This window comes from Luteibacter sp. KNZ12-1A, assembly GCF_056755675.1.
In genome coordinates this window covers 1-25,968 of sequence record NZ_JBPGXU010000009.1, presented here as the reverse complement: position 1 = coordinate 25,968, position 25,968 = coordinate 1, and the positions used below count along the sequence as shown (strand labels likewise).

The 25,968-nt window shown below is 64.2% G+C and carries 21 protein-coding genes; 11 read left to right on the top strand and 10 right to left on the bottom strand.

The window, feature by feature from the left end; translation table 11 throughout:
- Positions 1–153: 153 nt before the first annotated feature.
- A complete protein-coding gene (locus tag ACR9ZJ_RS03845; RefSeq protein WP_481286929.1) occupies positions 154–1,080 on the bottom strand; it encodes an AraC family transcriptional regulator in 927 nt (308 codons plus the stop codon).
- 122 nt (positions 1,081–1,202) lie between these two features.
- Between ACR9ZJ_RS03845 and ACR9ZJ_RS03840 the strand changes: the two genes are divergently transcribed.
- From ACR9ZJ_RS03840 to ACR9ZJ_RS03815, 6 genes are read left to right on the top strand one after another with little or no spacing between them, the layout of a single operon-like run.
- Complete coding sequence (locus tag ACR9ZJ_RS03840; protein WP_481286928.1) at positions 1,203–1,844, top strand: DUF1120 domain-containing protein; 642 nt, start codon at positions 1,203–1,205, stop codon at positions 1,842–1,844.
- Positions 1,844–2,545, top strand: coding sequence for a fimbria/pilus chaperone family protein (locus ACR9ZJ_RS03835; protein ID WP_481286927.1), 702 nt, complete (start codon positions 1,844–1,846; stop codon positions 2,543–2,545). The genes ACR9ZJ_RS03840 and ACR9ZJ_RS03835 overlap by 1 nt, the downstream gene beginning before the upstream one ends.
- Positions 2,546–2,561: 16 nt before the next feature.
- Positions 2,562–5,060 (top strand): fimbria/pilus outer membrane usher protein, encoded by a 2,499-nt coding sequence (locus ACR9ZJ_RS03830; protein ID WP_481286926.1) that lies wholly within the window; start codon positions 2,562–2,564, stop codon positions 5,058–5,060.
- Positions 5,057–6,241, top strand: a complete 1,185-nt coding sequence (locus ACR9ZJ_RS03825) for a DUF1120 domain-containing protein (RefSeq protein ID WP_481286925.1) — start codon at positions 5,057–5,059, stop codon at positions 6,239–6,241. The genes ACR9ZJ_RS03830 and ACR9ZJ_RS03825 overlap by 4 nt, the downstream gene beginning before the upstream one ends.
- A gap of 24 nt (positions 6,242–6,265) precedes the next feature.
- The gene (locus ACR9ZJ_RS03820) at positions 6,266–6,913 is read left to right on the top strand and encodes a DUF1120 domain-containing protein (RefSeq protein ID WP_481282257.1); all 648 of its coding nucleotides are present in this window, start codon (positions 6,266–6,268) and stop codon (positions 6,911–6,913) included.
- A 31-nt stretch (positions 6,914–6,944) separates the two neighbouring features.
- Entirely contained in the window at positions 6,945–7,613 is a 669-nt protein-coding gene (locus tag ACR9ZJ_RS03815) for a hypothetical protein (RefSeq protein WP_481282258.1), read from the top strand.
- Positions 7,614–7,658: 45 nt separating this feature from the next.
- Here ACR9ZJ_RS03815 and ilvN read toward each other — a convergent pair whose 3' ends face one another.
- The 9 genes from ilvN to ACR9ZJ_RS03770 form a co-directional block, all read right to left on the bottom strand.
- Complete coding sequence (gene ilvN, locus ACR9ZJ_RS03810) at positions 7,659–8,141, bottom strand: acetolactate synthase small subunit (protein ID WP_481282259.1); 483 nt, start codon at positions 8,139–8,141, stop codon at positions 7,659–7,661.
- Between the two features lie 2 nt (positions 8,142–8,143).
- Positions 8,144–9,940 carry a biosynthetic-type acetolactate synthase large subunit gene (gene ilvB / locus ACR9ZJ_RS03805; protein ID WP_481286952.1) on the bottom strand — a complete coding sequence of 599 codons (1,797 nt, stop codon included), beginning with the start codon at positions 9,938–9,940 and terminating at the stop codon, positions 8,144–8,146.
- Between the two features lie 357 nt (positions 9,941–10,297).
- The gene (gene ilvC, locus ACR9ZJ_RS03800) at positions 10,298–11,317 is read right to left on the bottom strand and encodes a ketol-acid reductoisomerase (protein ID WP_481282260.1); all 1,020 of its coding nucleotides are present in this window, start codon (positions 11,315–11,317) and stop codon (positions 10,298–10,300) included.
- Between the two features lie 46 nt (positions 11,318–11,363).
- Complete coding sequence (gene ilvD / locus ACR9ZJ_RS03795) at positions 11,364–13,124, bottom strand: dihydroxy-acid dehydratase (protein ID WP_481282261.1); 1,761 nt, start codon at positions 13,122–13,124, stop codon at positions 11,364–11,366.
- A complete protein-coding gene (leuB, locus tag ACR9ZJ_RS03790) occupies positions 13,121–14,185 on the bottom strand; it encodes a 3-isopropylmalate dehydrogenase (protein WP_481286924.1) in 1,065 nt (354 codons plus the stop codon). The genes ilvD and leuB overlap by 4 nt, the downstream gene beginning before the upstream one ends.
- Positions 14,182–14,778 (bottom strand): 3-isopropylmalate dehydratase small subunit, encoded by a 597-nt coding sequence (leuD, locus tag ACR9ZJ_RS03785; RefSeq protein WP_481282263.1) that lies wholly within the window; start codon positions 14,776–14,778, stop codon positions 14,182–14,184. Before leuD ends, leuB begins: the two co-directional genes overlap by 4 nt.
- Entirely contained in the window at positions 14,775–16,190 is a 1,416-nt protein-coding gene (leuC, locus tag ACR9ZJ_RS03780; protein WP_481282264.1) for a 3-isopropylmalate dehydratase large subunit, read from the bottom strand. The genes leuD and leuC overlap by 4 nt, the downstream gene beginning before the upstream one ends.
- Positions 16,187–17,134, bottom strand: a complete 948-nt coding sequence (locus tag ACR9ZJ_RS03775) for a branched-chain amino acid transaminase (protein WP_429198851.1) — start codon at positions 17,132–17,134, stop codon at positions 16,187–16,189. The genes leuC and ACR9ZJ_RS03775 overlap by 4 nt, the downstream gene beginning before the upstream one ends.
- A gap of 10 nt (positions 17,135–17,144) precedes the next feature.
- The gene (locus ACR9ZJ_RS03770; protein WP_481286923.1) at positions 17,145–18,374 is read right to left on the bottom strand and encodes a 2-isopropylmalate synthase; all 1,230 of its coding nucleotides are present in this window, start codon (positions 18,372–18,374) and stop codon (positions 17,145–17,147) included.
- A gap of 560 nt (positions 18,375–18,934) precedes the next feature.
- On the opposite strand from ACR9ZJ_RS03770, the gene ACR9ZJ_RS03765 reads away from it, so the two are divergent.
- The 5 genes from ACR9ZJ_RS03765 to ACR9ZJ_RS03745 form a co-directional block, all read left to right on the top strand.
- Complete coding sequence (locus ACR9ZJ_RS03765; RefSeq protein WP_481286922.1) at positions 18,935–23,401, top strand: RHS repeat-associated core domain-containing protein; 4,467 nt, start codon at positions 18,935–18,937, stop codon at positions 23,399–23,401.
- An 89-nt stretch (positions 23,402–23,490) separates the two neighbouring features.
- Entirely contained in the window at positions 23,491–23,931 is a 441-nt protein-coding gene (locus tag ACR9ZJ_RS03760) for a hypothetical protein (protein ID WP_481286921.1), read from the top strand.
- Positions 23,932–24,223: 292 nt separating this feature from the next.
- The gene (locus ACR9ZJ_RS03755) at positions 24,224–24,730 is read left to right on the top strand and encodes a hypothetical protein (RefSeq protein WP_481286920.1); all 507 of its coding nucleotides are present in this window, start codon (positions 24,224–24,226) and stop codon (positions 24,728–24,730) included.
- A gap of 79 nt (positions 24,731–24,809) precedes the next feature.
- A complete protein-coding gene (locus tag ACR9ZJ_RS03750) occupies positions 24,810–25,415 on the top strand; it encodes a hypothetical protein (protein WP_481286919.1) in 606 nt (201 codons plus the stop codon).
- Between the two features lie 275 nt (positions 25,416–25,690).
- On the top strand, positions 25,691–25,968 hold a 278-nt coding region (locus tag ACR9ZJ_RS03745; RefSeq protein ID WP_481286918.1), incomplete at its 3' end, for a hypothetical protein.

The window sequence follows — 25,968 nt, the reverse complement described above, 5'->3', positions numbered from 1 at the left end:
ACTTTCTTGCCATGGCGAGTGGCACCGCTCCCGCACGAGGCGCCGCGCGCCGGCCATATTGCCGCATTGCAGCAAGCGAGTTCGCCGGCATGAAAGTATGTGAAATGAAGACCGTGGCGTGCGCGATGGCGCTCGTCGTGCGGCGACGCATCATCAGAGATCGGCGGGCGGCCGCCGATGGCGCATCCGGTATTCGCGCGGCGTCATTCCGATGAGGATCAGGAAGCGGCGATTGAAGTTGGACAGGTTGCTGAAACCGGCCTCGTAGCAGATGTCGGTGATCGAACCTGCCGACGACACCAGTTTTTCGCAGGCACGCTGGATGCGGATCTGGTTCACGTAATCGATGAAGCGGTAGCCGGTGTGCTGGTGGAAGAAGCGTGAGAACCCGGTCTCGGACATGCCCAGCCGGTCGGCGACGGTCTTCAACGATACGTCGCCCGCGTGGTGGCGGTCGATATAGGTCACCGCGAGATGCAGTTTCATCGACTGGCTGGGATCCGCCGACGCCTGGAAGGGACGGCTGCTGAGCGAATGCCGCGTCGTGTCCTCGGCCAGGGCTTCGATCATCTCGAAGAAACTGGCCACGCGGCGCAACCCGGGATGCTCCGCCACCCGGCGGAAATACGGTTCGAGGCTGCGCCCGAGTTCGGGCGAAAACGCGATGCCGTAGCGGGCTTCTTCCAGCAGCAGCGACTTGACGTGACGCGCCGATGGCAGGAAATCGATGCAACGGCGAACGAACGCCTCGGAGAAAAGAATGACCCGGTCGCGCAGCGCCACGGGCTCGCACGTCTCGTCGGTCACCCAGTTGTGCGGCACGTTGGGGCCGGTGAGCATCAGGGTGTATGGGGAGAACCGGCCTTCGTAATCGCCGACGTAGGCGGTTCCCTCGGTGGCCACGATGAGGTGCAACTCGTACGCCGGGTGGTAGTGCCAGCGGATCAGGCGGCTGCGCGAGCCGTGGTCGAGATAGTGGATCGACGGCTCGTCGGAAAGACCCAGCAGGTCTTGCTCACGTCCGAGCGCCGAGGTGTCGGCAAGAGGCGGCGGCAGCGAAAGGGCGGCACGGCGATTCATGCGTCGAGCCTACTCTTTCAGGTCGTCACGACCAAGTAGTTGTCGGTTTTAGGAGTGATCCTATATCGGCCGACGCCGTGCCATCACTACGATGCCGCCTCGCTTCAAGGAGAACATGCGAAATGCGTCATATTGCTCTGTTTACCGGCGTCACCCTGGCGTTCCTGGCCCCGCTGGCCGCCACGGCCGCCGACACCGCCGAACTCAAGGTATCCGGCACGATCACGCCGGCGTCGTGCAGCGTGTCGATCCTCGGCCCGTCGGAAGTGCAACTCGATCCGGTGAAGCTTTCGGATTTCACCCCAGGCCAGGACCTGCCGCTTGAGCCGAAGGACGCGAGCCTGAGCATCGATTGCCAGGGTACCGCCGCACGATTCCGCCTGAAGGCCACCGATTCCGGTGAAGGCGTTTCCACCGCCGGCGCCAACCACTACAGCCTCGGCAGGAACGAGCAGGGCGGCGGCAACAATCCGAACGGCTACTTCAAGCTGAGCATCGACGCCGACGCCATGACATCGAAGTACGTGTTGAAGTCCACCGACGGCGGCGCGGGCACGGCATGGGGTACGCCAGCGACCGGCATGGTGGCATTCGATAACGATGGGGAGGCGTTCGCTTTCGCCAACGATGCCGGCGCGACCGAGCCGGTCGCCCTGGCCGACCTGACGGTGCCGCTGAAGATCGACGCCGTGCTGGCGAAGGACCCGGTCGTCAACGAAGACGTGACGCTCTCCGGAAGGGCCACCATCGAAATCTTCTATTGATGCGCCGCATGCTTGCCGTGGCGCTGTCGGGGTTACTCCCGGCAGCGCCTGTCTTCGCGGACGGCATGCTGCCGGAGACCTCCGTCGTCATCGTCTACGAAGACAAGGGCGAGGCGACGATCAATGTCAGGAACAGCGATCCGAAACCCTCGCTCCTGCATGTGACGTTGCAGGACATTCCCGAAGACACCGAGCCGTTGTTGTTCGTCACGCCTCCGGTGTCCCGCGTGGAACCCGGTGAGAACCAGCTCGTCAGGTTCATCCTGCGTAACGCCGCGCCCCTCAAGACACAGCGTCTGAAGCGGGTGGTGTTCGAAGGGCTGCAGCCGAAGAACAAGCTGGAGCCGGGCCGTGCCACGGTTTCAGTGAATATCCGCCAGAACCTTCCGGTGATCCTGCATCCCAAGGGTCTGGCCCCGAACCGGGAACCGTGGAAAGGACTGACCTGGACCATCGCCCGGGGCGAGCTCGTCGTTCGCAACGATACCCCTTACGTGGTGCGCATGGGCCAGGAAGTGGTCCTTCTGCCGACGATGACCTCGGTGCGGGTTCCCGCCGGTTACGTGCTGCCGGGAAGCCGCCACGCGCTGCCATTACCCGAAAGCGCCCGTAACGCCACGGCGGTACGGTTGTATCCGGCGACCGTCTACGGCTTCGCGGTGGACTCCTACGACGCGTCGTTGTCCATCGCCACGGACTGAGTGCGAGGCTGTACTCGTGAATTCGCCCACGACCGGGCGCCGCCTGTGCGGCGCACAGCTGCGTCTGGCGCTCCTTCCGCTGGCGTGTGCGCCGGACATGGCGAACGCCCGGGTCGATGCCGGGGCGGCCAACGCGGCGTCGATGCCGCCTTCCGTGTCCGAAGGCGGGGACACCGATGCCGACATCGAGTTCGACGAGCGTATGTTGAAGCTTCGCGGCATCGACCCGAAGCTCGCCAGGTACTTCCGCAGCGCTCCGCGCTTTACGGAAGGTCGTCATGTGGTTTCCCTGGAGGTCAACGGAAAGGCCATGGGTTCGGCGAAGGCACGCTTCGATAGCCGCGGTGCGTTATGCATCGATCGGGAACTGCTGGACGTGGCGGAAGTGGATGCGGAACTTCCCACCCTCCGCGATCCAGCCGCGTCGACATGCGTGGACCTGGCGACGATCTATCCGTCGTCGAAGGTCGAACTGAGTCCGGCAAAGGCGACGATCTCGCTGTTGGTGCCGACCGAGGCGTTGCGCACGCGGCGACGCGACCTGTCGGGCTACGTGCGCGGCGGCACGGCGGCGCTGTTGAATTACGAGATCGTCGGGTTGGACAGTCGCTGGGGCTCGCGTACGAGCCGCTACAGGTCGGCCAACACCGAACTGGGCTTCAATGCGGGTGACTGGGTCGTCCGCAGTCGCCAGGTATCCACGTCCACCGGCGGGCGCCAGCGCATGGAGGTGCTCGACACCTATGCCAGCCGTTCGTTCGCCGAACAGCGTGCCGTCGTCCAGCTCGGTGAAATCAACGTCGTGAATCCCGCCCTGTCCGGTGCGCAGCTCACGGGCGCGCAGGTGACGAGCGAGCAGGCATTGGCCCATCAGGGCGCGGGCGCGACGGTGGAAGGGATCGCACAGGGCCCGGCGCGCATCGAGGTCAGGCAGGACGGCGTGCTCGTGTATTCCACGGTCGTGCCACAGGGGCCGTTCACCTTGATCGGCATCCCTCGTATCAATCGCTACTCCGACCTCGATGTCACCGTCACCGGCACCGACGGCGAAGCACAGCGATTCACGGTGAGCGGCGCCCTTGCAGGTGCACTGGACACGGCGCCGGGCTATGCGATTGCGCTCGGGAGGTTGCGCAACACCGGCGGCACCGAGGCGCCCTGGGTCGTCAGCGGGGGCTGGAGCGGATCGTTCCAACGGAACATGTCGCTGAGTGCCGGCATCATGGCCGCCTCCCGCTACCACGCCATCGGGCTGGGTGTCGGTGCGACGGTGGCCAGGGACACGCAACTCAACGTCAACGTGGCTGGATCGAATGCGGCGCGTGAAGGCGCCAAGGGATGGCAGGGCATGCTGACCCTGTCGCAGCGACTGGACGGCCGCTGGTCGATCGGACTCGCCCATTCGCGGCAGAGCCGGGGATTCCGGGACCTGCTGGACACGACGGTCGTGAGGAACATCGCCTCGCAGGGGTCGCGTTACCGGAACCAGTCCTCGGCGAGCGTATCGTGGTCGCATCCCCGCCTGGGTAGCGTCAGCGCGGGATATTCCCGAACCCTGCTGTTCAATCGCGGAGGCACCAGCCGCGCGCTCGGTTCATGGGCTTCGCGCCTGGGCCGGGCATCGGTTTCGCTGTCCGCCGAGTGGAACCTCGGGCGCGCGCGCCGCCAGCAGGGCAATAGCGTGTATCTCAATATCAGCGTTCCATTCGGGGAAAGCGGCCGCGTGGGTAGCTCCGTGCGCCGTTATGCGGGCGAGACACGTTACGGCGCCCACTTCTCCGAACAGGTCAGCGACTATGCGAGCTACCGCGCCGGGTTGGAGTACCGCTCAAGCGACCGGCGTCGCAGCCTCGACGCGGGAGTGTCGCTATTGCCGCGCTATGCGCAGGTCGACGGCAGCTACACGCGAAACGCCAACAGCACGACGTACGGTATCGGGGTGCGCGGCGGCGTCCTGTGGCACGCGCATGGGCTGACGGCATCGCCGTATCCCGTGCGCGACACGTTCGGCGTGCTCTCGGCAGGCGATAGCGCCGGCGTTCGCATCTCGACACCGAGCGGCCCGGTATGGACCGACGCCCGCGGTTACGCCGTGTTGCCGCAGCTCGCACCGTTCGGGAAGAGCAGCATCGAAGTCGCCACCGATTCGCTGCCGCGCAACGTGGATATCGAGAACGGAGCCGCCGTCGTCGAAGCCGGCCGGGGTGCGGTCGCCTCCCTGACCTTCGGTATGTCGAAGACCCGCCGCGTGCTGCTTACCGCGATGACGGTGGATGGGCGAAGCCTGCCAGAGGGCGCCACCGTGACGGACGAGCAAGGCGAGCTGGTCAGCCTGGTGCAGGGCGGTGGCCAGATATTCGTCGCGAACGCGTTGGCGACGCCACGCCTGTCGGTGAGCGCACCGGACCTGCCGCGCTGCGAACTGGAGTTCCGGCTGGAAGAGCAAGTCGATCTGGGCGCGTATTACGAATCGGCCACGGCGGTTTGTCGTGTGGTGGGAGGGCTCGGCCCATGATGTCGCTACGAACCCCGTTCCTGGCGAGGTGCCTGGCCAGGGGAGTCGTCCTGGCCTGGATGCTGTCACTCGCACCGGCCAGCTATGCCAGGGACGCCGTCTGCGAGGTGACGTCGAGCACGACCCGGATCGATTACGGCCGGCTCAGCCGCGCGACCATCGCACCTGCGGAGGATGGTGAACTGGTATTGCCGTTGCGCACGGCAAGGCTGGATGTGAGTTGCTCGCAACCGGAAGACATGACGGTGTTCTTCCGGGCCACGGCACGGGACGCGCAGGCATTTCGCTTCGCGGACCGGGGCCGGTTCTCGCTCCGGTTGCGCGACGGCCTGCTCGACGGCGAGCGGGTGGACCTGGGCCAGTTGGACAGCCTCGGCGCCACGCCGGCACGAGTGGGAGCGTCGTTGCCCTGGTTCCCCGAACAGGGGATTACGCCGGTGAAGGCGGGACACATCGCCACCGGCCGGGTATTCAGCGTCTACATCGACATCGATGCAAGGCTCGATGCGGACGCGCTGAATGTCGGCGACGCCACCCAATGGCTGGCCCAGGGCCGGGTGGAAGCGGCGGCGAGCGGGGCCATGCGGGACCTTTCGGTGCATGCCGAGGCGATCGCGGGAAGTTGCCGCGTGGAGGTCGTCCGGCACATCTCCTTCGGCACGCTTCGTTCCACCGACCTGGACAGCCGGGGCGCCTCCACCCTCATCCATCCGACGCAGCGCGGGGAGTTGCAGGTGCGTTGCGATGCGCCCATGCCGATCGCGTTGCGCGTCCAGCGCGATGAGCGAGCGGGAACGGTAGCCACGCCGGAAGGTCTCGGCGTGCGGTATACGGACGACCAGCTGTTTGGGCTCGGCACCCATCGCACGGGTGCGAACATCGGTGCCTACGTGCTTCGCTGGGGTGCGACCGCCCCATCCGGCCAAGGCGAGTTGCTCGCGTCGCGATCCTCCGACGGTGGGCGCTCGTGGGCGCTCGCGACCGACAGCCCCGTAGCCAGTCATGCCCCGCTTGAACGCATGGGTTACGCCAGGCCACATCACACGACGGTGGAGCCTGCCGCGGTGGCCACCCTCGACGTGGTGCTCGACGCGGAAATCTACATCGCACCCGCGCACGTGCTTCCACGCGGCGAAGACATCGAGGCGGATGGCCTCGTGAGTTTCGAAATCATCTACTGAAGTCGTTGCATAAGGATCTATTCCGTGAAACATGGTTTGACAGCACTCGCTCTCGCGTCACTCGCCGCTTCCTCGCATGCATCGAACGTCGACCTTCAGGTCGCCGGCAGCATCACGCCGGGCCAGGCTTGCGAGATGACGGTAGGCCCTGGAATGGACTACGGACGGATCTCGCGCAACAAGCTCAATCCCGATCCGACGTTGTATACCGAACTCGGCGTGCGCAGGGTCAAGATGCATATCGACTGCGCCACGCCCATGCGTTACGCCCTCGTGTCGACCAACGTATCGCCACGGGACGAACCCGGCGACGCTTACGACCTCGGGCTCTTCTCGACGACGAACGCATCGTCCGTGGGCAGCCTGTTCGTGCGCCTGGACAATGCGTCGGCCCATATCGAGGGCAGCGATGCCTACTACACCAGTGCGGATAGCCAGGACCTCGGGACCGCGGCATGGGGACCGTCCACGTTCAGCACGGTACCCATCGGCAGGGCATCCATCGTGATCGGCTTCGTGACGGCCGATGGCAGCTTCGATGCGCCGGGTCCCATCGGCCACCTCGATACCTACCTGCTCGTAAACCCGTTGATCAAGCCCTTGAACGAACTGGCGCTGACCGACGACATCACGTTCTCCGGCACTCTCGGATTCGAGATCCGGTACTTCTGACATCACGTTCCATCATGGAGAGGAGAAGCGCATGAAACTGGCCACCTTGTTCGTATCGGCATCGCTGTCGATGGCGGCATCGACAGCGGTAAACGCGGAAAGTACGGACCTTCTCATCGAAGGAAGCATCGTTCCGGGAGCCGCCTGCAACGTCACCGTCGGTGGTGGCTCGATCGACCTGGGTACGATCACCCGCGAAATGCTGAACCCCGATCCGTCCAAGCCGACCAGCCTGGACGAACGAAAGATGAGGACCCTGGTCGACTGCGCCAATCCGGCGCGATTCGCCTTCGTGGTCACGGAAGCGAGGGGCGGCGATGCCGCGTTGCCGGAAGTATTCAAGATGTACGACCAGGATGGCGTCTCCAGTCCCGGTAAGCTGTTCCTGCTGTTCGACGCGCAGTCGACCAGGATCGATAGCCTGCAAGGCTATCCCACCGGTTCGAACGAAGGCATCACCGATCTCGGCAACGCCACCTGGGGGCCGTCGACTCCCTTCCAGGAGAACCTGCCGATCACCAATGGACGCTACGCGGTAGGTTTCGTAAAAAACCCGGGCAGCACGGATGCGCCAGGCACCATCAAGAACCTGCGCGTCGACCTGCTCGTCCGTCCGAGGCTCAACCCGGTGAACGACCTCGACCTCTCCGGCGAGATCGCGTTCGCGAGCGACATCGGGCTTGAAATCAGGTACTTCTGACGCGGAATCTGGCGCCACGGGCTCCGTCGTGCGGAGCCCGTGGCGTCAAGCCGCGACCAGGGGCCATTCGATCGCCGCGATGCCGCTGCGTGCGTGGTCGGCGATGCGGCCCGCGTGTCGAAGCGCGTCCAGGAAGGCGTCGATGTCCTCCGACCGACCGGTGTACTCGACCACCGACCTGTCGCCAGTGCGCTGCAGGAGTCGCGCTCCGAATCGTCCAAGGCACGCGTCGATGGCCGCCACGTCGCGGGTGTCGACATGGGCCACCAGCAACTCGCGCTCCACATAACCTTCGCCCGACAGTTGCGACACCTCGATCACGTCGACGAGCTTGGCCGACTGCTTGACGATCTGCTCGATCACGGCATCGTCGCCGAAGACGACGAGGGTCAGGCGGGAGGCGTCCATGTCGTGCGTTGCCGCGACAGTCAACGACTCGATGTTGTATCCACGCGATGCGAACAGTCCCGCGACGCGGGCCAGCGCGCCCGCTTCGTTCTGCAGCAAGAGGGAAACCAGGTGGCGCATGTCTAGAACATCCCTGTCGGTTCGGCGGTGCGCGACACCGGTGCGCTGCCGCGGCTGGGAATCCAGTCGCCGGTGATCATCTCGGCATAGGTCGCGCCGGGGCCGACCATGGGATAGACGCCGGCATCCGGGTCGATCACCACTTCCAGGAAGGCGGGGCCATCGAAGGCGAGGAAGTCGGCGATGGTGGACTCGATCATGGCCGGGTCGTCCAGGCGGCGCGCCCACTCGAAGCCGTCGGCCTCCGCGGCGCGGACAAAATCCTTCTTGTGCAGGCTCTTGTCGGACGCGGAGAAGCGGCCCTTGAAGAACAGCTTCTGCCACTGGCGCACCATGCCGTCGCCGCTGTTGTTCAGCACCACGACCTTCACCGGCAGGTTATAGGTGGTGACGGTTTCCAGCTCCCCGATGTTCATGCGGATGCTGGCGTCGCCATCGATATCGATCACGACACGGTCGCGCCGCGCGAACTGCGCACCGATGGCGGCCGGCAGGCCGAAACCCATCGTTCCCATGGAGCCGGAGGTGAGCCAGTGCCGGGGCTCGCGGAAATCGAAATACTGCGCTGCCCACATCTGGTGCTGGCCGACCCCCGTGCTGATGATGGCGCGGCCATCGGTGATGCGGTTGATCGCCTCGATCACCGCGCAAGGTTGGATGGCTTCGCTGTCACGGCAGAAATTCATGCGGTGATGGGCTTTCAGCGCCGCGACGTGCTCGTGCCACGCCCCGTAGTCGGGCCGGAAACCGGCGCGTTTGCCATATGCCGTCAAGCGGGGCAGCGAGACTTCCAGTGCGCCCACGTGGTGCCAGTCCACCGCCTTGACCTTGCCGATCTCCGCCGGATCGATATCGATCTGCGCGACGGTGCGCGCACCGGGTGCGAACTTCGAGGGCACGCCGACCACGCGGTCGTCGAAGCGCGCGCCCAGGGCAAGCACGAAATCGCAATCGTCCATCGCATAGTTCGCATAGGCGGCGCCATGCATGCCGAGCATGTGCAGGGCCAGCGGATCGGTCGTGTCGAAGCCGCCGATGCCCATGAGCGTGGTGACCACGGGCACGCCGAACGCGTGCGCGAACTCACGCAGGGCCGAGGAGGCGCCCGCCGAAACGATGCCTCCCCCCGCGTAGATCAAGGGCCGCTCCGCCTTGGCGAGGGCGTCGAAGAAAGCCGCACATGCCCGGTCGTCGATCGTGGCGGACTCGACCGCGTGCAGGCGCGTGCGATAACCACGCACGGCCAGTTCCCGGCTGCCATGGAAGACCAGGGGCGTATTCTGCACGTCCTTGGGTATATCGATGACCACGGGGCCGGGCCGGCCACTGCGTGCGATGTGGAAGGCCGTGCGCAGGGTGGCTTCGAGCGTGGAGGCATCGGTCACCAGGAACACGTGCTTGGCGCACGAACCCATGATCGTGCTGATGGGCGCTTCCTGGAACGCGTCGGTGCCGATGGAACCGGTCGGCACCTGGCCACTGATGACGACCACGGGAATGGAATCGGCCATGGAATCGCGCACCGGCGTGACCGCGTTGGTGGCGCCGGGACCGGAGGTGACCAGGGCGACGCCGACGCGGCCGGAAGCCCTCGCGTAACCAGCGGCCATGAAACAGGCGCCCTGCTCGTTGGCGGGCACGATCAGGGGCATGGGCTCGCTGCCATCCTCGCGCGGATGGGTGCCGTTGTAACGGAATACCGCGTCGTACACGGGAAGGATGGCGCCGCCGGAGTAACCGAAAAGGACGTCGAGACCCTCGTCGGCAAGTACCTGCACGACGATGTCCGCACCGGTCATCGTCTGGCCGGCCAGGGGGTGGGTCGAAGGGGGGCGGCGAATGTCGCCGACGGAGTCCAGTTGGGCGTTCACGGTGTGTCGTTTCCTTTGAAGCGAAGAACCGGTGCTTTCGGGTGTCGGTGGAATGACGCTTGGCGAAGTGGTGGTTTTTTTCGAAGCGGTGGCTTGTGGGAGGGGTGTTGTGGGAGCCGCTTCAGCGGCGATGGACGCTCGCGTCGAACGGGCCCGCTGCCGCGGGATCGCCGACAAGGTCGGCTCCCACAGGGCTGATCCCACCCAGGGCGGATCCCACCCAGGGCTGATCCCACAACATCCCTCCCACGACACCCTTCCTGAAGACCTCCAGGCTTGCCGGGCCTATTCCGCCTTGGCGGGTTCCACGGCGGGTTTCGGCTGGTTCGCGGCGAGCCAGGGCATGCGCGCACGCAGCTGCGCGCCGACCTTCTCGATCGGATGTTCGAGGTCGCGCTGCTTGAAGGCCTTGTAGTTCGGCAGGCCGGCCTTGTATTCAGCCGTCCATTCGCGGGCGAAGGTGCCGTCCTGGATATCCTTGAGGACGGCCTTCATCCGCTCCTTGGTGCCCTCGTCGATCACTCGCGGGCCGCGGGTGTAGTCACCGTACTGCGCCGTCTCGGAAACGAACTCGAGCATGCGCGCGATGCCGCCTTCGTAGAAGAGGTCCACGATCAGCTTCAGTTCGTGCATCACCTCGTAGTAGGCGATCTCGGGACGGTAGCCGGCCTCGACGAGGGTCTCGAAGCCCTTGATCACCAGCTCCGAGGCGCCTCCGCAAAGCACGGCCTGCTCGCCGAACAGATCGGTTTCGGTTTCTTCCTTGAAGTCCGTCTCGATCAGCATCGCGCGCGCGCCGCCGATGCCCGCCGCATACGACATGGCCCGCTCGGCGGCCTTGCCGGTCGCGTCCTGGTGCACCGCGTACAGGCAGGGCACGCCACGGCCGATCTCGTATTCACGGCGGACGAGCGCACCCGGGCCCTTGGGCGCGACGAGCACGACGTCGATGTCCGCACGCGGCTGGATCTGGCCGAAATGCACGTTGAAGCCGTGCGCGAACAGCAGCGTCGCGCCGGGCTTCATGTTCGCCTCGATGGCGTCCTTGTAGATGCCCGGCTGGGTCATGTCCGGGGTGAGCACGGCGACCAGGTCGGCGCCGCGCACGGCATCGGCCGGCTCGGCGACAGCGAAGCCATCCACGTAGGCGCGGCTCCAGGAGGGGCCACCCGGACGCAGGCCGACGACGACGTCGAGGCCGGAGTCTTTCAGGTTGAGCGCGTGCGCGCGGCCCTGGCTGCCGTAGCCGAGCACGGCGATACGGGCGTTTTGCAGGGGAGCGATGGTGGCTTGGATATCGGTCACGGGGTGTCTCCTTGGGAATAGAGGTGTCGCGAAATAAAAGCGGGGATCAGTTGCCGATCAGTTCCTGGGTCATGTCTTCGTCTTCGATTTCGCGGCGGACACGGCCGGCCGTAGCGGGTGTGTCGTCGAAGGCCTGGGTCACGGCGCCCTCCGCCGCCGAACCGACCAGGCGCGCGTACTTGGCGAGCACGCCGCGGGTCACCTTCGGCGCGGAGGGACGCCATGCCGTGCGCCGCGAGGCCAGGTCGGCGTCGGTGCGCAGTTCGCGCGTGGCGGCATCGATGAAGATCGCGTCGCCTTCGCGCAACAAGCCGATCGGTCCGCCGCGCGCGGCTTCCGGTGCGACGTGGCCGACCATGAAGCCGTGCGTCGCGCCACTGAAGCGGCCATCGGTGATCAGGGCCACGTCGTTGCCGAGACCCCGGCCGACGAGCGCCGCCGTCACCGCCAGCATCTCGCGCATGCCCGGACCGCCGGCGGGGCCTTCGTTGCGGATCACCATCACGTCGCCGGCGCGGATGCGCCCGGCCTGCACGGCGGCGAAGGCGTCCTCTTCGCTTTCGAAGACGCGTGCCGGGCCCGCATGGCTCGTGCGTCCGTGACCGGCGAGCTTGAGGATGCAGCCTTCCGGGGAGAGATTGCCGTAGAGGATGCTGTAGCCGCCGCGCGGCTTGAACGCGTTGTCGACCGGACGGACGACCTGCTGGCCCTCGGTGGCCGCCGGTGCCGCGTCCAGTTCTTCGAACAGGGTGCGGCCGGTGACGGTCGGCGTGTCGGCGATCAGGGCGGCCTTGCGCAACTCGCGGGCGACAATCGCCGTTCCGCCGGCGGCGGTGAGTTCGACCGCGCTGTAACGGCCGCCCGGCTTCAGGTCGGCGATCACCGGCGTATGCGCGGAAGCCGGCTCGAAGTCCTCGATCGACAGCGGCACGCGCGCCTCGTTGGCGATGGCCAGCAGGTGCAGCACGGCATTGGTGGAGCCGGCGGTGGCGGCGACCATGCGCGCGGCGTTGTCGAAGGCGGCGCGGTTCATCACGTCGCGCGGGCGCAGGTTCGCCTCCAGGCACGCCATGGCCAGTTCGCCGCAGCGGAACGCGGCATCGCGCTTGGCGGGGTCCGTGGCCGGCACGTCGTTGAGGCCCATGGGCGAGAGGCCCAGGGTCGTCAACACCATGGCCATCGTGTTGGCGGTGAACTGGCCACCGCAGGCACCGGCACCGGGACAGGCATGACGCTCGACATCGTCCAGCTCGGCATCGTCGATCTTGCCAGCGCCGTGGGCACCTACGGCCTCGAACACTTCCTGCACCGTGATCGGGCACCCGTTGCGGTTGCCGTGCGCGATGCTGCCGCCATACAGGGCGACGCCGGGAATGTTGAGCCGGGCCAGCGCCATCGCGGCGGCGGGGATGGTCTTGTCGCAGCCGCACAGTACGACCATCGCATCCAGGCAATGCCCGTCGACGGCCAACTCGATCGAGTCGGCGATCAGCTCGCGACTGACCAGCGACGAACGCATGCCCGACGTGCCCATGGCGATGCCGTCGGTGACGGCGATGGTGTTGAACTCCACCGGCGTACCGCCGGCGGCGCGCACGCCTTCGGCGGCGGCCTCGGCAAGATCGCGCAGGTTGAGGTTGCACGGCGAGACGTTGGACCAGCTATGCACGATGGCCACCATCGGCCGTGCGATGGCGTCGTCGTCGAGGCCGGTGGCGCGCAGCATCGCGCGTGCGGGCGCGCGGTCCGGACCGGTCTTGATCGCATCGCTGCGCAGCGTGCGGATCGGGATCTTCTTCGTGTTCATGCGGCCTCCGCTTTCGCGTTGCAGGCGTCGAGGACGGCGCGGGTCACGGCATGCGTGGTGGCATTGCCGCCGAGATCGCGGGTGAGGTTGCCGTGCTCCAGCACGTGATCCACCGCGGTCTCGACCACGGCGGCTTCATCGGGCAGGCCGAGCGAATGACGCAGCAGCATGGCGGCGGAGAGAATCGTGCCGAGCGGGTTGGCCAGCGACTGGCCGGCGATATCCGGCGCCGAGCCGTGGATCGGTTCGTACACCCCGGCGCCGGGCCCACCGATCGACGCGGAAGGGGACAGGCCCAGCGAGCCGGCCAGCACCGACGCCTCGTCGGTGAGGATGTCGCCGAACATGTTCTCGGTGACGATCACGTCGTAGTCGGCCGGCCGGGTCAGCAGGTGCATCGCCATGGAATCCACCAGTTGGTGTTCCAGTTCCACGTCCGGGTAGTCCGCGGCGACGCGCGTCGCCACCGAGCGCCACAGGCGCGAGGTTTCCAGTACGTTCGCCTTGTCGACGGAGGTGACCTTCTTCTTGCGCGTGCGTGCCAGTTCGAAGGCATGACGCACGACGCGTTCGATTTCCTCGACGGTGTAACGGCATTCGTCGGTGGCGTCGGTCTCGCTGCGCGTCTTTGCGCCGAAATAGATGCCGCCGGTGAGTTCACGGATGAAGACCAGGTCGACACCCTTCGTGCGTTCCGGCTTCAGCGGCGACAGCGCCGCCGTGCGCGGGTGCAGTTTCAGCGGGCGCACGTTGGCGAACACGCCCAACAGCTTGCGCATCGCCAGCAGGCCCTGTTCCGGACGCACGGTGGCGTTCGGGTCCGACCACTTCGGTCCACCGACCGCGCCGAGCAGGACGGCATCGGCGGCGATCAACGCCTCGCGCGTCTGCGCGGGCAGTGGGTCGCCGAAGCGGTCGATGGCGTCGCCACCGATGGCATGCTCGGTGAACGTGAACTCGTGGCCGAAGCGTTCGGCCACCTGGCGCAATACGGCGACGCCAGCCGATGCGACTTCCGGGCCGATGCCGTCTCCGGGCAATACGACGATCGAGGCCTTCATGCGGCTTCCTCCATGCGGGATTCGAATGCCGCGATATCGGCTTCCTGCTGGAGCAGGAAGCCCAGCTGGTCCACGCCGTTCAACAGGCAGTGGCGCGAGAAGGCATCGAGGTCGAAGCGGACGCTGCCACCATCGGGCAGGCGGATCGTGCCCTCGGCGATGTCGATGCGCAGTTCGACGCCGGGGTTGTCGAGCAGCCAGCGGTGCTCCGCTTCGCTCACGACGATGGCGAGCAGGCCGTTCTTGAGCGAGTTGCCACGGAAGATGTCCGCGATCTCGCTGGAGATCACCGCCTGGATGCCGTAGTCCAGCAGTGCCCAGGGTGCGTGCTCGCGCGAGGACCCGCAGCCGAAGTTGCGGCCGGCGACGAGGATCGCGCATCCGCGGGCCTTTGGCTGGTTCAGCGGGAACGCGGGGTCGTCACTGCCGTCGGCGGCGTAGCGCCAGTCCTCGAAGCAATGCTTGCCCAGGCCGGTGCGTTCGGTCGTGGTGAGGAAACGCGCGGGGATGATCCGGTCGGTGTCGATGTTTTCGTTGCGCAACACCGCGGTGCGTGAATGCACGTAGGCGAGCGGGCGGCTGGTCTGGCTCATGCGGCGACTTCCTGGTTCATGTATTCGCGAGGATCGGCGACGCGCCCGGCGATGGCCGAGGCGGCGGCGACCAGGGGGCTGGCCAGCACGGTGCGTGCGCCCTTGCCCTGGCGGCCCTCGAAGTTGCGGTTGCTGGTGGCGACGACGAGCTGGCCCGGCTGGGCGAGGTCGCCGTTCATGGCGATGCACATCGAGCAGCCCGACTGGCGCCACTCGGCACCGGCGGCGCGGAAGACCTCGTGCAGGCCTTCGCTTTCCGCATCGCGTCGCACCTGCTCGGAACCGGGCACCACCAGCATGCGCACGCCGGCGGCGACACGGCGGCCACGCATGATTCCCGCGGCCGCGCGCAGGTCGGACAGGCGCCCATTGGTGCAGCTGCCGATGAAGACGACATCGACGCTTTCACCCGCCATCGGCTTGCCCGCCGTCACCTGCATGTAGTCGAGCGCGCGCTGTTCCACCGCGTCCGCGGCGGCGGGAACGGGCGCGTGGATGCCGACGACCATGCCGGGATGCGTGCCGTAGGTCACCGATGGCTGGATCGCCGACGCGTCGATGCGGACTTCGCGGTCGTACGTGGCGCCTTCGTCCGTGGGCAGGGTGCGCCAGTAGGCGACGGCGCGGTCCCAGGCCTCGCCCTTCGGTACGCGGTCGCGTCCTTCCAGCCAGGCGAAAGTGGTTTCATCCGGCGCGATCAACCCGGCGCGCGCGCCCGCTTCGATCGACATGTTGCACACCGTCATGCGCTCTTCCATCGACAGCGCGCGGATCGCCTCGCCGGTGTACTCGAGCACGTGGCCCGTGCCGCCGCCGATGCCGATCTTGCCGATGACGTGCAGGATCAGGTCCTTCGCCGTGACCCCGGCCTGCAGCCTTCCGTCGACATGGATGGCGAAGGATTTCGGCTTGCGCTGGAGCAGGCACTGCGTGGCCAGCACGTGTCCGACCTCGGTGGTGCCGATGCCGAAGGCCAGCGCGCCGAAGGCCCCGTGCGTGGCCGTGTGGCTGTCGCCGCAGACGATGGTCATGCCGGGCTGGGTCGCGCCGACCTCGGGGCCCGCCACGTGCACGATGCCGCGCTGCGGGCTATCCCAGCCCATCAGGTCGATGCCGAACTCGCGCACGTTCGCTTCCAGTTTGGCGACCTGCGCCTCGGCTTCCTTCGTGTAGTACGGACGCTTGCCTTGCGCATCCGGCGGCAGGGTGGGTGTCGAGTGGTCCAGGGTGGCCAGCGTGCGGTCGGGGCGGCGTACCTTCAGGCCGCGGTTGCGCAGTTCGTCGAAGGCCTGCGGCGACGTGACCTCGTGGACCATGTGCAGGTCGATGTACAGCACGCCGGGCGTGGTCTCGGTCTCCGCGCGCACCTGGTGCGCGTCCCACAGCTTGTCGAACAGGGTACGTGCGCTCATGCCGCGACCCTCCCGGCGACGGCGTCTTCGACGGGCGTGAGCCAGCCCCAACGGTCTTCCGTACGGCCGTCGAACAGACCGAAGAAATCCTCCTGCAACTGGCGGGTGACCGGTCCCGGACGACCGCTGCCCACGGGCTTGCGGTCGACCGAACGCACGGCGGTCACTTCCGCGGCGGTACCGGTCATGAAGACCTCGTCGGCGAAATACAGCATCTCGCGTGGCAGCGACTGCTCCACCACGTCGTAGCCGCGCTCGCGGGCCAGCGTCAGCACGGAATCGCGGGTGATCCCGCACAGGATCGACGAGGCGGCGGGCGGCGTGTAGATGACGCCCTTGCGCACGATGAACAGGTTCTCGCCCGCGCCTTCGCTCAACAAGCCGTCGGTTCCCAGCGCGATGCCTTCCGCGAAGCCGCCATTGATCGCTTCACGGGCGATCAGCTGGCTATTGAGGTAATTGCCGCCGGCCTTCGCGCCGCTCGGGTAGGTGTTCGGCGCGGCACGGTTCCACGAGGACACGCACACGTCGACGCCTTTCTCGATCGCCTCGGCGCCGTGGTAGGCGCCCCAGGGCAGGGCGATGACAGCCACGTCTACCGCCGTGTCCAGCGAAGGCGCGAGGCTGAAGGTGAAGCCGCTGCGGAAGACGATCGGGCGCACGTAGGCGGAGGTGAGCCCGTTGGCGACGATGACTTCGCGGCAGGCGCGATTGATCGTGGCGGCGTCGTATGGCATTACCAAGTCGTAGACGCGCGCGGAATGGAACAGGCGCTCGGTGTGCTCTTCCAGGCGGAAGTAGCGCGGGCCGTCGGGCGTGGCGTATACCCGCACGCCCTCGAACACGGAGGAACCATAGTGCAGCGCATGCGCGCCGACGTGGACGGTGGCGTCGGCCCAGGTCTTGATGCGACCGTTGTGCCAGAGATGGGTCGGGGCTTCCATGGGTTCTCCTTCAGGACTCGACCGCGACGGCCGCGGTCCGGGTGGTGTTTCGATGCATGTCCATCAGCGTCGTGATGTCATCGTTGGTGATCGAGCGCTGCTTGTCTGTCAGGGTTTTGAAGCTTTCGAAGACAGCGTCGAGCGTCGGCTCGTCGACCTCGTGGCCGAGCTCGACCAGGCGCTGGCGCAGCGCGTGGCGTCCGGAGTGCTTGCCCAGGACCAGTGACGTCTTCGCGCCCACGTCCTGGGGCCGCATGATTTCGTAGGTGCCGCGGTGCTTGAGCATGCCGTGCTGGTGGATGCCCGACTCATGCGCGAACGCGTTGTCGCCGACGATGGCCTTGTTGCGTGGCACCGGCTGACCGGTCACCTCGGCGAGCAGGCGCGAGGTGGGGTACAGGTGCCGGGTGACGATGCCGGTGTCCACGCGGAACAGCGGCCGGCGCGTGTGCAGCGCCATCACCACTTCCTCCAGCGCCGCATTGCCCGCGCGCTCGCCGATGCCATTGATCGTGCACTCCACCTGGCGCGCGCCGGCGCCGACGGCGGCCAGGCTGTTCGCCACGGCCATGCCGAGGTCGTCGTGGCAATGCGCCGAGAACACGACCTTGTCCGCTCCGCGCACATGCTTGCGCAGGTACTGGAACATCTCGGTGATTTCGGAGGGGGTGACATAACCGACGGTGTCGGGCGCGTTGAGCACGCTGGCGCCGGCTTCGACGGCGACCGAGAAGATCTCGGCGAGGTATTCCGGCTCGGTACGCAGGGCGTCTTCGGCGGAGAATTCGACTTCGTGGGCGAGGGCCTTGGCCCTGTATATCGCGGCGGCGGCGATATCGATGACTTCTTGCTTGCTCTTGCCCAGCTTGTGTTCGCGATGCAGGGGAGAGGTCGAGAGGAACAGGTGGATCCGTGAGTGCCTGGCGCCTTGCAGGGCCCTGCCCGCGCTGTCTATGTCGGCATTCTGACATCGGGCCAGCGCGGCGATCGTGGGTGTCTTCAACGTCCTCGCGATCTCCGCCACCGCGGCGAAATCGTCGGGCGAGGCCTGCGGAAAGCCGGCCTCGATGATGTCGACGCCCAATTCCTCCAGGGCATGCGCCATGCGCATCTTGGCGCGACGGTCCATCGAGAAGCCGGGGGCCTGCTCGCCGTCACGCAAGGTGGTGTCGAAGATGCGCACGCGCCCGCCTACGTCGCTTTCGACGGCGTCGGTGCTGCCCTGGTTTGCTGGATTCATGTCTGGCTCCGCTCGTGAATGAGGCGGGCCGGGCAATAAAAAACCCCGCATCCGTTACCGGGTGCGGGGTTCTTTGGGAGTCTTCAGGTTCTTTCTTGTTTCACCTGGACACTTGCCCTCAGCCCGCACCTCCGCAGGTAATAAGTACAAGGCTAAGAAGAAGGAGGCCGCTGCCGGGACGCAGCTTGCCGCCGACCGACGTAAGTCGGTTCAGGGCAAAGCGGCCATGGGTGTTGCGCTGCGTCATGTAGTCGACCGTATGTCAGGTCGTTGGAGCGTGTCAACACTTTCGGAAGAAACTTTATTCCTAGGACATTTGGACGGCTAGACGCCCGAGACGGTGGTTTTGCCGCCTGCGGCGCTTGGGAATTGGGATCAGGTTAACTGGTATGGTCCCGCGATTGTGGGAGCCGACCCTGTCGGCGATGGTCTTGCCAAGCCCTCTCCCGAGGGCGGAAATAGAATTTTTCTGAAAAATCCCGCCATCTGCGCCGGGATGACAGACGGCGGGTCATCCCCTACCTAGACTCGCGCTCCCGAAGTACACGTTGGATGGTTTCATGCGAAGGATTGTGATGGGCGCGCCGTGTGCGCTGCTGCTGTCTGTGGCGGCGTGGGGAGCGATGGCCACCGATGTGGAGCCATACCACGAGTACCAGGTTACGAAGAAGGGTTCGCCGTCGGAGTTCTATACGGACGTCACCGTCGCTGCCGCAAAACAGACAGCGAATTTATGCGAAGACGACGCTTTAACGGATTGTCGGATAACAAAGATCTGGTTCCTTGGATCCATCTACATCGCAGACTTTAATTATACGAATGCCAGCGGCGAACACTGGTCGGCGTCAGCCCAAGGCTATCGCTACTACACGTGCGACAGTCCTCCGGCTCTTTACGTAGTAAGAGGCGACCAGAGTTGGGGGCCTTATGCCAACCGGTACATGGCAGTAGGCGGCGGTTGGGGCAATATCGTCTGCCGATACGAACTCGATCCGCAATTGGGCACCGTTCATCAATCCGATCTCGGCCCCGGCGACTGCGAAACCCGCCCCAGCGTCGGCAACCCCATCAATGTCGGCCTCAATAACAAGTACCAGGAAGTCGTCGACATCGCCGCGACTGGTGGCTCACCACTGACTTGGTCGCGCTACTACAACAGCGGCATCGTCGGTGACGCGGAAGACGGTGGAGCTGACAAGGCGACCGTTCCCGACACTGCCCATCTGGGTAGTCGTTGGCGTGGCACGTACGACCGTTCCCTGGCCCTCGTTGACAGCGGGACCGACAGCTTGGTGAGGTTGCAGCGACACACGGGCGAACGCCTCGACTTCTCCGAGGTGGACGGTCGTCTCCAGAGCGTCGCCGACCCCCGTGGCCAACTGTTTCGCGAAGGCGCGGGCTGGACGTATCGTGCCGGTGGCGGTGAGACCGAAAGCTACGACGCCGACGGCCGCCTCGTGGCGATCGATGCGGGTACCGATCGCCATGTCCGGTTTACCTATGGCCCGTCCTTGCTGGAAGCCGTCGATCTGCAAGGCCGTAAGCTCACCTTCGTCTACGACAGTGCGGGCCGCATCGCCACCGTAAGCGACGGCTCCGGGGTAGCGGTCACCTATAAATATCGCGAGACGGACGGCAAGGGCCTTGAGGCCGACCTCGCTACGGCCACCTATGCCGACGGTTCGTTGCACGAGTATTACTACAACGAAGCCGTCTTCCAGGACGGTGCGAATCTGCCTCACGCACTTACATCGATCTACGACGAGACCAAACAGCGCTTTGCGATCTTTCGATACGACCGCGATGGTCGTGCCGTTCGCAGCGAGCATGCCGACGGCATCGACGGGGTGCAACTGACCCGCGAAGCCGACGGTAGCGTAGTCGTCACCGGCCCGACGAAGGCGGTGCACCGTTATCACTTCACCGAAGTACGTGGCGTACGAAGGCTCGTCGGGGTCGATCAGCCGGGTGGCGCAGGCTGCGGCGCCGCGAACTCGAAAATCGAGTACGACGGCAATGGCCTCGTATCGAGCCGTACCAACTTCGACGGTCGGACGACCATCTTTCGCTACGACATGGAGGGCAACGAGATCGAACGCACCGAGGCGGCGGGTACGCCAGCCGCCCGGCGGACGAACACGGTATGGGATGCGGTGCTCCGGAAGCCGACGCGGATCACCTGGCCCGGCAGGGAAGAACGCTTCACTTACGACGCCTCGGGCAACATCACCGCCCGCGAAGCCTGGGGTGCCATCGACCCGAGCCAGCCGGGCGCGCCGCTCACCTTGTCTCGGGCGTGGCGCATGGCGTATGACGCCGAGGGACGCCTGACCCATGAGGAAGGTCCCCGTAGTGATACCGGCAAGCTGGGAACGTTGGCGCGCCATACCTATCGTGGCGCCGACGCCCCGAACTGTGTGCAAGGCGCCTGCGACTATCGCAAGGGCGATCTATGGAAGAGCGAGGATGCCCTGGGTCATGCCGAGGAAATCCTGGCTTATGACCCAAGCGGCCGCGTGCACTCCCGGCGCGACGTGCAAGGCATCGTGTTTACCTATGCGTATTCGCCGCGAGGATGGATGACGGAGGCGAAGGAAACTCGCCCCAACGGCACGATTGCCAGTACCACGTTGACCTATACGCCGCGCGGCGATATCGCCTCGGTGACGGATGCGGATGGCATCACCCTGCGCTTCGAATATGACGCCGCCGGCCGATTGATCCAGGTCGCAAATCCCTCGAACCATCGCTTGCGCTTCACCCTCGATGCAGCGGGAAACCGGATCGCGGAGGAGGGGTACGACACCATGTTCCTCAAGACACAGGTCAAGCGCACGTTCGATGCGCTGGGTCGCGTCGAGACGGAGACCCACGCCAACAATGCGGTTACCCGATACACCTACGACGAACGCGGCCGACCCACCGGCGTCACGGACGCCGACGGTCGCCACGATACGAGCAGTTATGACGCCCTCGGGCGCCTGCGCGAATCCATTCAGGATGTCGGAGGCGTGGGTGCCAGCACCAAGGCTTCCTACGACCCGCTCGACCAGTTGACGTCGATCGAGGATCCGAAGGGCCTGACGACACATTATCTCGCCACCGGCCTGGGCGATGTCGGCAGCACTGATAGCCCTGACGGCGGCGAGTCGACCGACGAGCACGATGTTGCCGGGCTACTCATTCGTCATGAAGGTTCGGGCGGCCTCGGCAGCTTCGATATAACGCGCGATGCGCTAGGTCGGCCTACGCTATTGCGCTACGGTGACGCCGCGCTCGACACGCGTTACGTCTACGACACAGCGGATAGCGCTTGTCCGGCGGGCGAACGTCATGCCACGGGCCGCCTGTCTGCCATGACCCAGGCGAGCAGCCGAACCGTGTATTGCTATGACGCCCCCGGCAACGTGACGCGGAAGATCCAGTCCTGGGGCACCACTGCCAAGACGGTGGCCTACCGCTACTCGCTCGCTGGTCGCCTGGAGGAAGTCTCCATCGAGGGCGGATCGCGTACCACGTACCAGTACGACAAGGACGGTTCTGTTTCCGGTGTCGCCGTCGCGCCGGCCAACGGCGTCCGGGTCGACCTCATCACGGCAGTCGCCTACCGTCCCTTCGACCTGATCGAAAGCTGGCGGTACGGAAACGATTGGCGGTTGAGTGCTACGCGAGACGATAGCGGCCGCGTCACCGCCTGGAGCGGTATCGATCCCGACAACTCGTTCTATTGGTTTGCTCTTTCCCCCGCCGGCCAGATCGAATCACAGACGGCACGAGCGTACGCGTTTCGTTTCGATCACGACGGTCTAGGGCACCTGAGCGCCGTCGCGAACACCGACGGTGAGACGCTGCGCAGTTTCGATTACAACAGCACGGGCGATCGTACGTCGATGACCGTCGGAGGCGTCAAGCAAACGTATCTGTACGATCCTGCCAACCACCACCTGTCCAGCACGGACGGCAAGCTCCGTCGCTATGATGCGGCGGGCAACACCGTTGCCATCGGCGACGCGACGCTGGCGTATGACGCAGCGGGTCGTTTGTCTTCGGCAAGCGAGCAAGGTCGGCTGTTGGTCAGCTACGGCTACAACGCGGCGGACGAACGTATCGTGCGGACCGAGGCGGGCAGAGCGCCTGGGCTGATCCTGTATGACGAAGCCGGGCACTGGCTGGCCGACTACGACAGCACGGGCAAGGTCACGCGACAAGCGGTCTGGATGGGCGACTACCTCGTCGGACTTGTGGATGGCGGCAAGCTGCTCTACGTCGAGCCGGATCACCTTGGGTCGCCAAGAGCCGTGATCGATCCGGAACGCAAGGTCACCCTCTGGCGCTGGCGGCCGAGTGACGATCCGTTCGGGACGGCGTTGCCCGATGAAGACCCGGATGCTGATGGTGCGCGCTTCGTCTTCGACCTGCGCTTTCCGGGGCAGCGCTACGACGCGCTCACCGGCCTGCACTACAACTACTACCGCGATTACGACCCGGGTGCCGGGCGATACATCCAGGTCGATCCGATTGGATTGGCGGGTGGAATCAATCCATATACCTATGTTTACGGAGACCCGCTTCGGTCTGTCGATCCAGAAGGTTTGGCTCCGCCGGGGAGTGTGTCGTCGGCCCATAGCTGGAAGCAGCCGCCGGGGCTGGGCGGTATCTATGGCAAGGGAGTGAAGGCCCTTCCGACGAAGCGGAATGCCTACATGCAGCAAACAGCCGGTGCATGGCCTTCTGCGGTCGAACTGAAGTACACCCTGGTATGCACCGAATCGCGTTGCGTGCGAGATAGCTGTTCGCGCAGCAATCCGTCTTACAGCTGGAACGACTACACCAAGAGGCCTGGACCATTTCCTTCTACAGAAGGATTTTCGCAAGCCCATTCCGGTTGTACCTGTATTCGCACGGACTTTCTGGACAAGGCAATGGAACGGCGCGGCAAAAGCGGTGTATCGATGCCCACTGCATCGGGGTGGGATGTTATTGAAGCGTATACGAGGTTCCTTGAAAGTAGGGCTAGAAGAAGGTGAATAGGTCCGCAGTTATCGTATCTGTGATTGCATCTTTCATCCTTCTTTACGTGGCATTTTCTCCCGGTGACGAGGAAGGAATCTACCGAATGGGAATGCTCTATGATGCCGCACCTATATCCTTTTCCTCATCGTGCAATATGAGAGATTTTTCGGTGGAGAAGAAGGCCATCAACGAAAGGAAGAAACTATCTATCAGCCAGGTTTGCGTAGAGAGAAAGGGGGCCGCTTTGATGATCAAGCCGATCGGTGTATTCATGACAAAGTCGGTGTTCGATGGCTCGTATGTGGTTTCCATTCAATTTGGCGAAGAAGAATCCGTGAAGATTGCCAAAGTCTTCAAGCAGAGCCAGCAAGGCGTTGCGATGTATAGAAACGATACCCTTCTCACCCGATTTTTATCGGAGGGCAGTGAGTTCGACGGAGAGGTCGCTGCTTACTTTGATCGTCGAGAAGATGCTGATCAAGCAATGAGTCAAGTCGTGTCCCTTACGGGGGAGGATGCAACAAGGTCATGGCATTGGTATTGAAAGGAATTCGCATTGCTTCTTGTTCCTCAAATAGGGATACAAATGATAGCTGTACTCGCGACGAGCCGACTTGGTCATCGCGGGACTACTACAAAGAAACCGGTGCGTTTTCGTCATCGAGAGATTTCACGGGAGCCAATCCAGGTTGTACACGCACTGTAGTCAACTTCCTCGATCAAGCCATTGAAATCAGAAACGGATCAACTATTCAGCGACCATCCGCAACGCCTTGGGATTGGATAGAGGTTGGTACTCGGATACTTCAGCAAAGGGCCATCAGGCGATGAGGTTGATGGTGGCGATGGTTCTCGTTGCCTGCATTCTTGTGTTGGTTCTCATCTATATGGATGACTTGAAATATTCAAGGTATGAATTGAACAAGCACTACCGAATCCCAGCTTTGTCGATGGCAAAACGGTGCGATCTATCGAAGGCAACGGTCGAACAGCGTTTGATTGATGATGTTCGAGGAACAAGCGCATATAAGGTATGCGTGGAGCGAAAATTCTCGGCTGTTGAGGTGCTTCCTGATTACGCCATCATTCGAAAACTTCGATTCGGGAATGGCTATCAACTTGCGATAGTCTTCGGTTCAACCGCGAGTGATAGGGTGGCGAAAATCATAAGAAATAGCGTTTTTAACGATGTCGTCGTCTATCGGGACAGTAAAGTGATTGGCACATTTTATCCGCTTGATGGCGGATTTCGGAGCGAGGTCTACTTTTGGTTTCGTGACCGAGAGGACTTGGACATCGCAATGGACTTGGTGATGGGGTTGCCACCAGTCCATGGTGGGTGATGTCCTAGTGACATTGCATCACTAATTCCGTAACCAATCCGGAAAAAATCTTCCATCCGTCGCCATCGGTTCGACCGATTTGTTCGGAGCGAGCGTTGCCATCGACGTCATGCGATACCCGATAGACGGCTCGGAAATCATGGAAAGTGGGGTCGGAGAAGTGGACGGCATCAAACAAACCTATCTGTACGACCCTGCCAGTCACCACCTGTCCAGCACGGACGGCAAGCTCCGTCGCTATGATGCGGCGGGCAACACCATCGCCATCGGCGACTCGACGTTGGCGTACGACGCAGCGGGTCGTTTGTCTTCGGCAAGTCAGCAGGGTCGACCGCTGGTCAGCTACGGCTACAACGCGGCGGACGAGCGTATCGTGCGGACCGAGGCGGGCAGAACGCCTGGGCTGATCCTGTATGACGAAGCCGGGCACTGGCTGGACCCCAGCGTATTGAACGGCTGGTTTTCTGTTTGGAGCGCCGGAGCTTCATTCGGTCCTGGTTACGGTGCGTCCAGCATTCAGCTTGGTGGGAACGGCAGGATTCTTGCGCGCCCCAAGGACTCGGGGGCATGGTCTCGGCCATCGTTCGGCTCGCAAAGTGGGCTTGAGCTCGGCGCAGGAGGAACCGCCGGACGAAGCAACGTTGTCGAGACGAACTGGACGTCTTGTGGTTGTGCAAGGCAATGAAGGTCGGGGTTCAAGTCCTAAAGACCATGGTAGTTGCCAGCGCGATATCAGCCGCAGCTACCCTTCTTGTTCACTTCACGACAACGTACGTCGGCGTGCCGTGGATCACCGATTATTTGGAATTCAAGATCAACATAAGTGTGGTTCTTTTTTTGGTCGTACTTCCGATATGCGTGAGTTGGTCGAAGCGCACGAAACTCCGTAGTCATCTCACGGTGTCGGAACGAAGAATCATAGATTGCATAGCGTCTTGTCTGCCGCCGTCCGAACGAAATGTGTGGGATCAACAGGTAGATGCTATCAATAACATTAGCCGGATTTCGGGTGGTCTCGAAGTAAATTTCGACATGCGCGGTGTTGGAAGGAATCCTTATCTGCCTCTGCCTCGATTCAGTAGGAAAGATAAGTTCTCCATCGCAGTGGTAACGGTGTCGGTTCCTGAAGTCGGGCTTTCATTGAATGCGCACGTCTTCTGTGTATCAGGGAAGCTATTTTCCATCGAGTACAGGGGGGATATCGAATATTTCGAAGGGACTGTCTCTTATACACATCT